The sequence below is a fragment of the Bacillus sp. ATD genome, from assembly GCF_050585765.1.
In the GTDB taxonomy this organism is placed as follows: Bacteria; Bacillota; Bacilli; order Bacillales; family Bacillaceae; genus Bacillus; species Bacillus stercoris.
Genome location: NZ_JBOBQH010000016.1, coordinates 41,281 through 54,537, shown reverse-complemented (window position 1 = coordinate 54,537; position 13,257 = coordinate 41,281). Strand labels below are relative to the sequence as shown.

Sequence of the window (13,257 nt, the reverse complement as noted above, 5' to 3'; positions counted from 1 at the left end):
TTCAGCGCCGATGGTAGTCGGGGGTTTCCCCCTGTGAGAGTAGGACGCCGCCAAGCAGATTTATTATTTCTACCATGTTTGTTTATGAAGCTTTATATTATTCCGCAGTAGCTCAGTGGTAGAGCTATCGGCTGTTAACCGATCGGTCGTAGGTTCGAATCCTACCTGCGGAGCCATTGCTTCCATAGCTCAGCAGGTAGAGCACTTCCATGGTAAGGAAGAGGTCAGCGGTTCGAGCCCGCTTGGAAGCTTATCTAAAATACGTTGATCTTATGCAGTTTCCGCGAAATATGGAACTGTTATTTTTTTTGCCTTTTTTTATTTGGGGACGGATTGGGGACATCTGGGCTAATTAGTCCCCGATTTTAAATGTTCACTGTAAAGCATGTTGCCAATTGCATCAGCAACTAATACATCGGCTTCGTTATTACTATGAGTGTATATGTTTAAAGTTGTTTGCACATTAGCATGGCCAAGTCTTTCAGAAACTGCTTTAATATTTAACCCAGGAACTTTACCAATTTGATTTATCAACATTGTTGCATGTGTATGCCTCATATCATGTAATCTTGCCGGCTTTATTTTATATCTTTTAGTAAACCGCTGCCACCATGTATTAGGTGAAGTTGGATATTGCGGTTTCCCATAATCACTTCCAAACAGTAATAATTTACTCGGATCTTTTTCATATCCAATCCACAATTCCCCTAACCTCATTCTATTTTTCCTTGTTTCCCTTAATAAAAGCGCAGCTTCATTCATCACTTCGGAAGGCAAAGCAATTGTGCGGAATGACTTGTTTTTAGGTTCTTTAAATGTGTATCCATGCTTCTTAGTGTATTGTAAAGATTCATCGATCCTAACCTGGTTTGTATCGAACAATAAATCAGATTCATCGATAGCAAGTAGTTCACCTCTGCGGAAGCCACCAGTGAATGCGAACTTGATAAATACTCTATTACGTAATGGTGCATATTGATCTAAGAGTTGGAATATATATTGGATTTCTTCTTCTGTGTATATTTCATACTCTCTATATTCCTGTTTTGGCCGCTTAACACTTAACGCGGGATTTTCCTTAATGATTTTCCAATCAGCCGCTTTTCCTAAGATATCTCTGATAATGCGATATCTTGCATGAATACTTGATGAAGAAATATTTTCATTTTGTTTTTTATACTCGTCCAAGAAATTCAAGATATGAATTGGTTGAATATCTTCTAAGTACATATCACCAAACCAGGGTTTAATCTCTTTCCCCATTATGTACTCATATGTTTCTATTGTTTTATCATCAAGATGATCCAATGCATATTTACTTTCCCAATCAGTTACAAACATATTGAATGTTCTCTTCTCTGGTTTGATATATGCACCGGCCTCGATTTCAGCTTTGAATTTGTACCATTCTTCCTCTAAGTAAGCACGTAACTTTCTTTTTGATTTTAGTAAAGCTGGATCCTCAATCCTTATTGATTTTCTTTCTTTTTTTCGCTTCCCCTTAGTGCCTACCTCTACTATTAGACGGAAAGATTTTTCTCCTCTTTTTTCAATACTAGGCATATGCCAATCTCTCCTTTTCCATGCTTTTCTGAGTTAAAAGAAACTGATACTTAGCGCTTAATAGTTTGCGCAAGTACATATCCAATCTTTTCTCTGCAAAAGGATGAGTAACCTGAAAAAGATCAGATATGAGACTTATAGATTCCCGCTTGGTTGCTGGTAATTTAATGTTTTTCAGCATAAAGCTAGGTACAGCAAAGTGATACATAAACGCATTTGCTTGATTCTCCTGTAATTCTCTAAAAAGTGGGGGTAATTTGTATTGAACACCTACATGATTTATGTGATGGCACAGTTCATGGGAAAAGTCTTCCCACTGCTTTTTTTTAGATAATCGCGAATCAAGAATAATACAAGCCATTCCCAGCAGTTTTACTGCTACAGATGAACGGTTTTTGTAATGGACTATTATTTTTAACCTATCTGCAATTAGTTCCAAGTCCCATGTACCCGGCTCAGCAATTCCAATACTTGTGTATATTGTCTTGATTCGATCTTCAAGAAGTGATAATTGATACAAGATAAAGCCTCCTACTAAAGTAACGCAAACCTATGTTCGGTTTTGTGTTGAAAAGAAAAGCCCCCTAAAGAGCTTAAATACTATATTTAGTTTATATCTAATTTAATAGTCTTTTCGTTTGTTATAGTTTTATATGATTCGCTATCATAAGTATCTCCCAGAACAAGAGTCAAAGAATTTATCTCTTCTGGATCCCCATCATATATAACTCCTATTGTGTACTCATCTTTAGCGTTCCCGTAGATATCATGTGGTCCATTCTCCATAAGGTTATTTTTATCTACTTCTATTTGTTCCTTTGTATTTGGGATGACCATAGAAATCCCTTTCCATTTTACAAGCGCATCTCCTGTATTTTCAGCTGTAACAGTTATTTGAATGTAACTTAAAGGTTCATCAAGCTGTTTGGCGACTTTCAGTTCATACATCTGCAGAGTGTCGTTAGGAATATTTGTGCGAGTTAACACTTTTATATCGTCTATTGTCACTTTAAGAGGTGAAATATCGATATGTTTATCTGGATTCGTTATTTTATTTAATTCAACAATCTCCCCGGAATCTTCTTTGTACTTTTGACCGGGTTCAGTTAAAGAACGGTTGTTTCCTGTTTGATATGTATCTTCCTGATTTTCGCTCGCTGTGTCCTCTTTATTGTTTGCCTCGTTTGACGAACCAGAAGAGCTACAAGCAGCTAAGTATAAACTCATCATAAACAATAAAAGTAGTAAGATTCTTTTTTTGGAAAGCTGCAAGTAATTGTCCCCCTCAATATGAATACACTCTTTGATGATTTAACTTTTCTTTATCTTTCGTTTAACTTAATGAATGTTAAACAGTTTGTTTTACAGCATGCACCCATGATAAACCCTTGATATATCTATGTTTTGAGGAAGTGCAAAAAGTTTTATTTAACACTTAGGTTTCTTTTTATTAAACAAATGTTTAACAAATGTTTTACCAGAAGAAGAATTAAAGAATTAAGAATAAAGAATAGCTGCTACTGTTCATCGAACCCTTTTTTCAAAAGATAATCCAAAAGTTCTTTTGCTTGTTCTTTAGTGATTTTTCCATCACGACCAGCAATTAGGGTTTCAGGATCATTTAAAAGTTCATCTATTTGAGAGTCGTTTGAATTTCCCTTTAACAGATAGTCTGTTGTGACACCCAAGACCTCAGCTAACTTGATTATTTCTGAATCAGTAATAGGTCGAGTGCCTTTTTCTATACGGTTCATAACAGCATAATTTAGGTCTACACGGCGGGCTAATTCCCTTTGGGACCAACCTTTTCTTTCTCTTAATAAAACTATCCGATCACCTATATTCATTGTTTTCACCACTTTCTAAGTAAGACAAATGATAACATGTTTCCGTTATGGAAATAAAAAAAGTTTCTAAATCGTAAACAAAACTTGTTGACATTTCTGTTTTAGAACTGTATTATGTGGTTACGAAGTTTCTGAAATAGAAACGAAAGGGGTGAAAGATATGCAGAAACTTGATTTAGTTTTTATCAAGAATAGACGAATCGAATTAAAAATTTCTCAGCGAGATCTAGCAATAAAGCTAGGATTAAAAACTGGTTCAAGTTATTTAAAGTATGAGCAGGGTGTTTATGCATTTAAAGCAGACCAATTGCCGACCTTAGCGCAACATTTAAAATGCAAAATCACAGATTTTTTTGCTGAAAACGTTTCTGATTTAGAAACAAACAGTGCTTAGGAGGATTTCATTATGAGCAACAAACCATTAAGCCCTCAGGAAGCTGCTAGTTTACTGAGGGTTCATAAAGAAACCATTTATTCCTTGGTTAGAAATAAGGAAATTCCGCATTTCAGAATTGGAAAGAAAATATTTTTCCGACCAGAAACCCTAAATGCTTGGATAAGCCAATTAGAACAGAACAGTGTTGATGATTCTGCTTAATATCTTTTAACTAAAGTTTACTACTATACGGTTAAAAATTTGGTAGAAAAAGGAGAGGTTCAAAGTGAAATTTGGTAGAGCACCGAAAGCATTAAAAAGCGCTCGTAAAGAGGCGGAACTTACACAACAGCAATTATCTATGGACGATGAATTATTTCTTTCACGTGAATCTGTATCTCATCAGGAATGCGGCCGCCACAAAGTTCAGCCGGAGGTGGCTCAGTATTTTGCTGAGAAACATAATGATCCACGGGCTGCCCTTGAAGCTGCTTCTGATTATACAGGCTGGGGACCTTTAATCCTGGACGGGGAAACAGCCGATTTGCATAGGGTGAACCTTCTTGTTCAATCCAAAATACAAATGACAGAAGCGCTGGATGCCTTACAAAATTCAGTCGAGCATATTTCAGTTAATCCCAAAACATTGTCAGATACAAAAATGATTGAAAAATCGATTCAGGAATGTTTAGACGTCATAACAGCTTTAACTCAACTAATCGTTGTTCTCTGTAAGGAATACTCGATTTCATGGGTGAAGATGTGGGGCAAGCATAAAATGAAGCTTTTAACGAGGGGGTTAATCAAAGGTGCTTCTTGAGGACAAGGTTTTAAAAAAACACTTTAATTCAGCAAGGCGAGAACAAATTTTTATAGAGGAATACTCAAAGCTCTTGATCAAAGCTGTTGCTAACGGAGATATGAAAAAGGCGAATGAAACCGTTAATGAACTTCGCAAATCTGTAAAACAACTAGATCATTACATAAAATCCAAGCGAGACTTCGATCGCATTGTTGAAGTGATTCCGTCAAAAGATTTTTTTGAAAAAAAGTTAGAGGGGATGATTTGAATGAAATTTGTATTATCTGCAAGCCGGTTAATGAAAGCTTCTGAGGTTGTGAATCATTGTCGGGAAGTAAAGAGGAATCCAGCACAGATTCTTCTGGTGAATGCCGAGGCGAAGAAGGCTATTGAAAATATAAAAAAGCAGCAAGCTCCTACACTCACTGCTTAAGGAAAATATAAAACGTTATGAAAGTATTATATCGCTCTTTATTGAGCACGGCAAGCTTGTTCTTGTCGTCAGGCCAGGGGGAGATCTTTTTTATCCATCCTAAACCCCCTTTATTTTACCACCATCCTCTCTCTGGTCTGACGATGCGCACAAGCATCAGAAAGGAGGATTTTCGGTGTTTTACCTGGTTATTCCGCCAAGGAAGTGCCCTAATTGCAGAAAGGTCGAAGAACGATCTTACAAAATTTATTGCAGCAAATGTGAACACAAAATTCCTGATAGTGTTCAGGAACTACTTCAAAAAGTGAAATGAAAAAAGCTCGCTTTGCAGAGCGAGCCGTAGAAGGTGTTACAAACTTTGGTATTGATAGTGTACTGTATCACCTTCCAAAAATCAAATCTTTGGAGGTCTTTGACAAATGAATGAAGTTTTTTACACTGAGCCGTTTAGCGATCAACGCCGCGATCAGATTAATCTTGCCACTGTAGGTGGATCAATTTCCTTTGATATTAAGGGGAATGCATGTTTTCACTTCCCAACAGCTGAGGCACGAAATGAATATCTTTCTCTCAAGTCTAAAGAGAAAGGAAGTGAAGCGAAATGAAGAAGGAAATTAAACTGCTCAAATTAGAACTGCGTAATTTTAAGGGAGTTAGACAGTTTACTCTTGATACTCGAGGCGAGAACGTCAAGGTCTACGGTGATAATGCAACAGGAAAAACAACATTGTTTGATGCTTTTATTTGGCTCTTATTTGATAAGGACAGCCAAAACAAAAAGGATTTTCAGATTAAAACCCTCACAAAAGAAAACAAGCCTATTAGCGGACTGAATCATGAAGTCAGCGGATTGCTTTTGATCGATGGAGCTGAATTGTCTCTGAAAAAGGTGTACTCCGAGAAGTGGACAAGAAAGCGGAGTAGTGCTGAAGCCGTTTTCTCTGGACATACCACTGACTATTTTATTAACGAAGTGCCGTCAAAGAAAAAAGAGTTTAATGATCGAGTTAGCTCAATTATTGCAGAAGACAAATTTAAACTCATTACTTCTCCATCATTCTTCAATGAGCAATTGAAATGGCAAGACAGACGGAAGATTCTACTTGAGATTAGCGGCGATGTAACAGCCGAGGAAGTATTCAGTAAAAACCCTTCTGTGGCTGCCCTGGAAAGCATCTTAAAGAAACGGTCGCTTGAAGAGCATAGAAAGGTGATCGCGGGAAAACAGCGTGAAATAAATAAACAGCTCGATGCAATACCGGTAAGAATCGATGAAGTCCAGCGCACAGTCGAAGATACATCTGGTCTAGATGAACAAGAATTACATGACGAGATAAATTTTCTTCAAAAAGAAGTTGAGTCATTGGAGGAGAAACTTCGTTCAGCTCGTAATGGTGAAGCTATTTCTGAGAAGAGGAAAGTAATTCTCCAGCTGCAGAATGATCTTCAGGAAATCAAAAATGATCATCAGGAAAAAGAATACAAAAAGATCAATGAGATTAAAGAGCAGCTATACCCTGTGAAAAGCAAGATTGATGAAATTTCAATGGAGATTAAGTCGAATCAGCGACAGTTATCACTTGAAAAAGACAATTTGGATCGATTAAATACGGAAATCGAGTCGCTGCGCCAGAGTTGGTGCGACAAGAATGAGGAGACGTTTGATCAACATCAAACTGAATGCCCTACATGCGGCCAAGAATTACCGAAAGAAAAAATTGATCAAGCCATTGAAAAATTCAATTTTCATAAAAGCCAAGCTTTAGCTGAAATCAATGAAAAAGGCAAGTCGGTTAAGAGTCAAAAAGAAAAGTCTGAGGATGCTATTCAGGAATTAGAAGCTGCAATATCTAATTTGCAGGATGCCTATAAGAGTGAAGAAGAGACTTTATTATCACTTGAAAAAGAATTAGAGGGCGCACAAAGCAATAGATCAGATATTTCAGCGGATCCAATTTATCAAAATAAACAAGCTGAAATTGAGGCCGTCCGGAATGAAATTCAGCATTTAGAATCTTCCACAGATCAAGCCGTTCAATTGATTAAGGATGATATCAACAGTAGAAAACAAGAGATTTTGCTGCTTCAAAAAGATCAAGCGAAAATTGGTCACGCAAGGCATGTTAATGATCGGGTAAGGCAGCTTGAGCAGGAACAAAAAGAGTTAGCAGAACAATATGAACAGCTACAACATCAACTCTTTTTGACTGAAGAATTTGTTCGCACTAAGGTGCATCTCCTCGAAGAGAAGATAAACAGTAAGTTTAAATATGCTCGTTTCAAGCTCTTCAAGGACCAGATCAACGGGGGACTGGAAGAGACATGTGAAACCCTTTATGAAGGTGTGCCGTATTCGTCCGGCTTAAACAATGCTGCACGTATTAACGTTGGGTTAGATATCATTAATACCCTTAATGATTACTACGGAATCACTGCTCCTATTTTCGTTGATAACTCTGAAGCGGTGACGAAATTGATCAACACAAATTCACAGATCCTCAGTCTGATTGTTTCCGAGAAAGATAAACAGCTGCGGGTTGAGTTTCAAGACGAACTCGTTCAGGAGGCAATCTAATGGGAGCCTATTACATTATAGAACACGTTGAGACCAAAACTACTAAATCGTTAATTGCTGCTGACAGCGCACAGGATGCTTACAGATGTCTTGAACGCGGCTATTATGACGAGTTTGACAGTGAGATCAAAGTTGAAACTCGTGTAAGTGTCAAAGAAGCATGTACTCCAAGGAAGGAGCAACTATTATTGACTGCACCACAAGAGGGGGATTCAAATGAGTGAACAAAATGAATTAATGACTAAGTCTGTTGAGTTTTCAGTACACGGTGAATCCGTAAAACTTACAGGAAAAACAGTAAAGAATTTTTTGGTTCGTGGAAACTCTGATGTAACTGATCAAGAAGCGGCAATGTTTATAAATCTTTGCAAGTATCAAAAACTCAATCCATTTTTGAATGAAGCTTACCTAGTGAAATTTAAAGGATCGCCGGCTCAAATGATCGTTGGTAAAGAAGCGTTTATGAAACGCGCAGAGAACAACGAGCAATTTCAAGGCTTTAAGGCTGGAATTATCGTTGAGCGTGAAGGCAAAATGGTTGATTTGGAAGGCGCAATCAAGCTGTCTAACGACAAACTTATTGGTGGATGGGCAGAAATTTACCGTGCGGATAGACAGCAACCAATATCAGTACGTATTAGCTTAGAAGAATTTAGCAAAGGACAGTCCACGTGGAAATCAATGCCTTTGAATATGATTCGAAAAACAGCAATAGTAAACGCCTTGCGAGAAGCTTTTCCAAATAGTCTAGGCAACTTATACACAGAGGAAGAGGAGCAGGCTAATGATGATATCCCAGCTGAAGATAGAGTGCGTCGTGAAGTAAATGAGAATGCAAATACAGAGATTATTGATGTAAATCCGATTCTCGAACCAGAACCAGAAACAACACCAGCAGGACAGCCGGAACCTCAGCAAATAAAAAGCGAAAACCAAGGTAAGCCTTCAATTTTTGAAAGCGGGCCAGACTTTTGATTGAAATAACAGCTCTGTCATCGAGTAGCAAGGGGAATTGCTATCGGATCACCGATGGTAAGACCCCGCTTTTATTGGAATGCGGCATCAGCTTTAAACAGATGCAAGAGAGCTTTCAATTTAAAATGTCTCAATTCGCTGGCTGCCTTATCTCTCATGAGCATGGGGATCACTGCAAAGCAATTAAGGATGTTCTGAAAGCCGGCATTGATTGTTACATGTCTCCTGGGACGGCCGGAGCAATTGGCATTTCTCATCACAGAATAAAGCCTGTGCGCGCTAAACAGCCGTTTAAAGTTGGTTCTTGGTCTATTATGCCCTTTGACGTGCAGCACGATGTGGCGGAGCCGTATGGCTTTCTGTTGGCTAATGAGGACGGTGACAAGCTTCTGTTTGCCACTGATACCTATTACATCAAATATAAGTTTCCAGGACTCACTCACATTATGGTGGAATGCAATTACTCGAATGAAATACTGAACGAAAACATCGAAAGCGGCCGTACACCACCATTTATGAAAAGACGACTCTTACAGTCGCACTTCAGTTTAGAAAACGTAAAAGAGTTTTTGATGGCAAATGACTTGAGCAGGGTTCAGGAAATTTGGTTGCTGCATCTTTCTGAATCAAACAGCGACGAGGAGCTTTTTAAAGAAGACATCATGAAATTGACTGGAAAGGTTGTTTATATACCATGACTGACAATGACTTAATTGTGGTTCCATACCCTTATTGTTATGTGTCATTGGCCAAGACAGTGGCCCCAGATATGCGTAAGGACACTCTATTAATGTACGTTTCAACCTATTTTCGAAAATATGAACCCGATCTTACTCTTGTGACAATCAAAGGGTTAAAAGCTATCTGCAGAAAGAAATAGCGATGGAAAGGAGGCGAAGCCCTTGGCTGGATGGGTGAGACTATATAAGTCAATGGTCGATCATGAGATTTTTACAGATAATGTCGGCTTTAGGTTGTTCACTTTTTTAATTACCAAAGCTGCGTTTCAGGACGGTATGAAGATTAATGATTATGAGTTGAAAAAAGGTCAGTATATCCGCTCATATTCAAAACTATGTGATGACTTAGCGATTAAAAAGGGCAGAGGTTTAACAAAATTCACAAGAGCCGCAGTAAAGGCTGCAGCTGAAAGGCTTCAGGCAAAAGGAATGATTACTGCAGAGGAAACTGAATACGGAATGCTTTGGACCGTTTTAAATTATTCGAAATTCCAAGGTGCTGCTGAAGAACCTGCATATGGTAAGGCTAAAGACAAGTCAAGAGCACCTCAGCCGAAGAACGAGGGTTCGACTTCTTTCCAAAAAATCGAAGATAAATTCACTTCGAGAAAAGGCTCTCTATTTCTATCAGCTGTAGATACAGCGGCAATCAAAAGAGTCATAGAGGCAGAGATACCTATCGACGATGTTTTGACTTGGATAGATGAAATTTTTGATCAATATAAACCTAAACATCCAGGAGACAAGATAAATTCTTTTTCTTATTGTGAAGCAATTATTCGTAATAGATGGGCTGCTAAACAAAGCGAAAAACAGCCATCTAATGTCTCAGAATTTAGGCCGCGCGGATCGATACAAGAAAAAAGCTTTGCTGCTCTCGAGGATTATGCTAGAGAGAACGGCATTAAGGTGAATTAGGAAGGTGATTACTTTGGAAAAAGCAGAAGCAATGAAATTATTGTTGCGGCTTTCCGCAGCATATCCGCGTTTTGATTTAAGCGGCGATGTTGGGAAAGAGCGAATTGAATTGTGGATGGACCATCTTCAAAAAATGCCGTTCGAAGCCGCAAAAACAAAGATAAATGAGCATATTGCAAATAAACCATTCCCTCCAACAATTGCGGAGATTAGCGTCAAACAACCAGAGAAAAATGAATTTTTAGAGCAACAGAAAGAGTGGGAACGAAATGCAAAACATGCTAAAAAACCTTGAAGCAGAAGAGAGCCTGTTGGGCTGTATCCTTGTTGAAGGCGAGCTGATTAAAGAAACCACTTTGGAGCCAAAGCATTTTGCAGATGAGCGGCATAAACGGATTTTTAAGGCTATGCGTGATGTTGATTCCTCCGGACAGCCTGTTGAAATGGTGACAGTAGTTACAGAGTTAGGGGATACAGTCGAAGCGATCGGCGGCACCTCTTATCTTGTAGAACTAGCAAGTGCGGTTCCTTCCGTTATTAATTTTGAAACTTATCAAACATTAATCTATGAAGCTTTTAAACTTCGAGATATGCAAAAGACCGCGCTTGATTTTGCGAACAATCCAAGCGATGAGGGTATTTTGCAAGTCTATCAGAAGACCGTGGAGCTGCAGGAGATTGGAATTAAAAATAATCGCACCAAGATGGATGTTTTAACTGAAATATACAACGACATGTATCAAGAGAAAGGCGAAATAACAGGAGTGGAAACTGGGCTAGCTGATCTAGACGCTATGACCGGAGGCTGGCAGGATAGCGACTTAATTATCGTAGCTGCCCGGCCCTCCATGGGAAAAACAGCTTTCGCTCTAAATTTGGCCCAGAATGCGGCGTTAAAAGGTGGGGTTGTGGATGTTTTTTCTTTGGAGATGTCCGACCGTCAACTTGTTAACCGGATGCTCAGCAATTTAGGTTCAATCGAAGGTACAAAATGGAGAAACCCGCACAAGTATTTCAGTGAAAAAGACTATGAAAACGCGAATCGGGCCATCGGTGAATATGAAAAATTAGACATCTATATTCACGACAAACCGTCACAGTCAGTGGCTGATATTCGTTCTGCCATTCGGAAGACCACAAAGGAACACCCGGATCAAAAGCATTTGGTTGTGATTGATTATCTTCAATTAATCCGACCTATTGGAAAATTTGAAACGAAAAACTTAGAGGTCGCAAGCATAACAGGCGAATTGAAGAACATAGCCCGGACCTTCAATGTTCCAATCATTCTGCTTTCTCAACTTTCGCGCGGTGTTGAGCAGCGGCAAGATAAGCGGCCGATGATGTCTGATCTTCGAGATTCAGGCAGCATTGAACAAGATGCCGATATCGTTAGTTTTCTCTATAGGGATGACTATTACGATAAGCAAAGCGACCTAAAAAACATAGTGGAGATCATTTTTGCAAAACAAAGAAACGGCTCGGTTGGAACTGTCATGGCTGCCTTTATTAAAGAGTACGGCCGATTCTTAAACCTTGATAGACAAATGGAAGCGAAGCTCGCTTAAAAGAAAGGAGCACATATTATGCCTTCAGATATAACACAGGCTGCCACAGACGAACGGCGGGAATTTTTAACGAATGAGCTTATCAAGTATGGCCAGTATGAATCGGAGGACGGGCAACAGCTGTATGAACTGTCTTTGCCTGAACTGGAGCGGCTACATATTAACGTTAAATGTAAGTTTGGCCGTGAAATGTCCTTCGAGGAGGGAGATTGATGCTTGGCACGCTCCGCTCCTTAACATTCATAATCATGGACGCGGATTTAATAATTACTGAAATAGAGCAGCTGGAAGCAGCTGACGGGAGGTAACGGCATTGATTAGTTTTACAGTTTACGGTGAGCCAGTAGCCCAAGGGAGACCGAGAGCCACCACGGTTAATGGGATGACCAGGCTATATGATCCAAAGAAATCAAGAGACTTTAAGCAATATGTAAAGCTGGCTGCTTCAGATTATCGTCCATCTAAATTGCTAGAAGGACCACTTGAATTGTCAGTAAGGGTTTATAAATCCACTCTGAAAAGCTTCAGTAAGAAAAAAGTTGCAGAAGCAGAACAAGGGCTGTTAAGGCCCAGCAAAAAGCCAGATGTTGATAACTATATAAAGGGCATTAAGGATGGACTAAATAAAGTCATCTGGCATGATGACAGCCAAATTGTAGACCTTCATGTCAGTAAGTATTATAGCCAAAATCCAAGAATCGAAATACAAGTAAAGCCACTATCACAAGAGGAGGAGCAGTTATGTCTTTCATTAATCTAAAATCTCTCGTTAAAAAGGTGAATATGAAGCCTAAAGGTATTACTGAAATCGTTTTGGAGGTCAGCACAAAAGAATTAGGAGGGTCTAGAATTTCACGCCTTTCTGAAATGATTGATAAAGAAGTACAAGCTCAGCTGGAATCTGAAACAGTTCAATATGTCTTAGAAATAAATGCGAAAACCGAGAAACCAATTACAAATTACACGGTTGATCAAAGAGGAATTGTTAATGTTGCGGATCCTGAACCCGAACAACTTGAGGCAGAGTTGGGGCTCCCTGAAGAAAAACCAAGAATTGAAGAGAAAACAATGGAGATAGATAGGGGAATTGTTGATTCTTTTATCACTGAAGGCACGCCTCCAATTCGTGATGGTTTTCCTGAAGAGATTGCTGAAATTGCAAAACGCCGTATTGAGGGGGAATCATACCGCAGGCTTGCAGATGAGCTTGGAATGTCTCCAAGTGCCACTATAGACCTCATTAATGAGTACAGAAAAGAAATTGCTCCAATTGCTGAAGCTTGGTGGGATTGGAAACAAGATCAAGCTGCAGAAGCGGAACCTATGGAAGAAAAGCCGTCTGTTCCTCTGGATGAAAGCAGCGAATACGATTTGCCTTCAAACGATGAAAAAGCAGAAGACAACCAGGATGAGGGCGAACACGGAGCGGCTTAATGGTTAAAAGGCAGCGGCGTTGGTAT

20 protein-coding genes and 2 tRNA genes are annotated in these 13,257 nt (G+C 39.1%); 18 read left to right on the top strand and 4 right to left on the bottom strand.

The genetic code is table 11. From position 1 onward, the window contains the following. The first annotated feature begins 101 nt into the window (after positions 1-101). Positions 102-176 (top strand) — tRNA-Asn (locus tag ACQXR1_RS21905). 2 nt (positions 177-178) lie between these two features. Then, a tRNA-Thr gene (locus ACQXR1_RS21900) sits at positions 179-251 on the top strand. A gap of 97 nt (positions 252-348) precedes the next feature. Here the strand turns inward: ACQXR1_RS21900 and ACQXR1_RS21895 are convergent. The 4 genes from ACQXR1_RS21895 to ACQXR1_RS21880 all read right to left on the bottom strand — a co-directional run bounded on the left by ACQXR1_RS21895 (position 349) and on the right by ACQXR1_RS21880 (position 3,410). After that, positions 349-1,563, bottom strand: coding sequence for a tyrosine-type recombinase/integrase (locus ACQXR1_RS21895; RefSeq protein WP_017696735.1), 1,215 nt, complete (start codon positions 1,561-1,563; stop codon positions 349-351). Beyond that, positions 1,556-2,083 (bottom strand): ImmA/IrrE family metallo-endopeptidase, encoded by a 528-nt coding sequence (locus tag ACQXR1_RS21890; protein ID WP_430772860.1) that lies wholly within the window; start codon positions 2,081-2,083, stop codon positions 1,556-1,558. Before ACQXR1_RS21890 ends, ACQXR1_RS21895 begins: the two co-directional genes overlap by 8 nt. 86 nt (positions 2,084-2,169) lie before the next feature. Further along, on the bottom strand, positions 2,170-2,835 hold the full coding sequence (locus ACQXR1_RS21885; RefSeq protein WP_430772859.1) for a hypothetical protein: 666 nt from the start codon (positions 2,833-2,835) through the stop codon (positions 2,170-2,172). A 245-nt stretch (positions 2,836-3,080) separates the two neighbouring features. Next, positions 3,081-3,410 carry a helix-turn-helix domain-containing protein gene (locus ACQXR1_RS21880; RefSeq protein ID WP_430772858.1) on the bottom strand — a complete coding sequence of 110 codons (330 nt, stop codon included), beginning with the start codon at positions 3,408-3,410 and terminating at the stop codon, positions 3,081-3,083. 160 nt (positions 3,411-3,570) lie between these two features. On the opposite strand from ACQXR1_RS21880, the gene ACQXR1_RS21875 reads away from it, so the two are divergent. The 16 genes from ACQXR1_RS21875 (at position 3,571) to ACQXR1_RS21800 (ending at position 13,231) form a co-directional block, all read left to right on the top strand. Continuing rightward, positions 3,571-3,804, top strand: a complete 234-nt coding sequence (locus ACQXR1_RS21875; RefSeq protein WP_014112366.1) for a helix-turn-helix domain-containing protein — start codon at positions 3,571-3,573, stop codon at positions 3,802-3,804. A gap of 12 nt (positions 3,805-3,816) precedes the next feature. Then, entirely contained in the window at positions 3,817-4,008 is a 192-nt protein-coding gene (locus ACQXR1_RS21870; protein WP_017696740.1) for a helix-turn-helix domain-containing protein, read from the top strand. A 64-nt stretch (positions 4,009-4,072) separates the two neighbouring features. Next, the gene (locus tag ACQXR1_RS21865) at positions 4,073-4,606 is read left to right on the top strand and encodes a helix-turn-helix domain-containing protein (protein WP_017696741.1); all 534 of its coding nucleotides are present in this window, start codon (positions 4,073-4,075) and stop codon (positions 4,604-4,606) included. Next, positions 4,596-4,856 (top strand): hypothetical protein, encoded by a 261-nt coding sequence (locus tag ACQXR1_RS21860; protein WP_010330167.1) that lies wholly within the window; start codon positions 4,596-4,598, stop codon positions 4,854-4,856. The genes ACQXR1_RS21865 and ACQXR1_RS21860 overlap by 11 nt, the downstream gene beginning before the upstream one ends. After that, complete coding sequence (locus ACQXR1_RS21855) at positions 4,857-5,021, top strand: hypothetical protein (protein ID WP_014112369.1); 165 nt, start codon at positions 4,857-4,859, stop codon at positions 5,019-5,021. Between the two features lie 419 nt (positions 5,022-5,440). Next, a complete protein-coding gene (locus ACQXR1_RS21850; RefSeq protein ID WP_044430516.1) occupies positions 5,441-5,626 on the top strand; it encodes a hypothetical protein in 186 nt (61 codons plus the stop codon). Beyond that, a complete protein-coding gene (locus ACQXR1_RS21845) occupies positions 5,623-7,596 on the top strand; it encodes a hypothetical protein (protein WP_430772857.1) in 1,974 nt (657 codons plus the stop codon). Before ACQXR1_RS21850 ends, ACQXR1_RS21845 begins: the two co-directional genes overlap by 4 nt. Further along, entirely contained in the window at positions 7,596-7,820 is a 225-nt protein-coding gene (locus tag ACQXR1_RS21840; RefSeq protein ID WP_430772856.1) for a hypothetical protein, read from the top strand. The genes ACQXR1_RS21845 and ACQXR1_RS21840 overlap by 1 nt, the downstream gene beginning before the upstream one ends. Further along, positions 7,813-8,571 carry a phage recombination protein Bet gene (gene bet / locus ACQXR1_RS21835; RefSeq protein ID WP_430772855.1) on the top strand — a complete coding sequence of 253 codons (759 nt, stop codon included), beginning with the start codon at positions 7,813-7,815 and terminating at the stop codon, positions 8,569-8,571. Before ACQXR1_RS21840 ends, bet begins: the two co-directional genes overlap by 8 nt. Next, positions 8,568-9,269: an MBL fold metallo-hydrolase gene (locus ACQXR1_RS21830; RefSeq protein ID WP_430772854.1), complete on the top strand. Its 702-nt coding sequence runs from the start codon at positions 8,568-8,570 to the stop codon at positions 9,267-9,269. The genes bet and ACQXR1_RS21830 overlap by 4 nt, the downstream gene beginning before the upstream one ends. 204 nt (positions 9,270-9,473) lie before the next feature. After that, entirely contained in the window at positions 9,474-10,229 is a 756-nt protein-coding gene (locus ACQXR1_RS21825; protein WP_430772853.1) for a hypothetical protein, read from the top strand. Positions 10,230-10,242: 13 nt separating this feature from the next. Continuing rightward, positions 10,243-10,524, top strand: a complete 282-nt coding sequence (locus tag ACQXR1_RS21820) for a replicative helicase loader/inhibitor (protein ID WP_010330160.1) — start codon at positions 10,243-10,245, stop codon at positions 10,522-10,524. Continuing rightward, positions 10,499-11,797 (top strand): replicative DNA helicase, encoded by a 1,299-nt coding sequence (dnaB, locus tag ACQXR1_RS21815; protein WP_430772852.1) that lies wholly within the window; start codon positions 10,499-10,501, stop codon positions 11,795-11,797. The genes ACQXR1_RS21820 and dnaB overlap by 26 nt, the downstream gene beginning before the upstream one ends. 18 nt (positions 11,798-11,815) lie before the next feature. Further along, complete coding sequence (locus ACQXR1_RS21810; protein ID WP_430772851.1) at positions 11,816-12,010, top strand: Fur-regulated basic protein FbpA; 195 nt, start codon at positions 11,816-11,818, stop codon at positions 12,008-12,010. A gap of 100 nt (positions 12,011-12,110) precedes the next feature. Next, positions 12,111-12,557 (top strand): RusA family crossover junction endodeoxyribonuclease, encoded by a 447-nt coding sequence (locus tag ACQXR1_RS21805; RefSeq protein WP_010330157.1) that lies wholly within the window; start codon positions 12,111-12,113, stop codon positions 12,555-12,557. Then, positions 12,539-13,231 (top strand): helix-turn-helix domain-containing protein, encoded by a 693-nt coding sequence (locus ACQXR1_RS21800; RefSeq protein WP_430772850.1) that lies wholly within the window; start codon positions 12,539-12,541, stop codon positions 13,229-13,231. Before ACQXR1_RS21805 ends, ACQXR1_RS21800 begins: the two co-directional genes overlap by 19 nt. Positions 13,232-13,257: the final 26 nt, after the last annotated feature.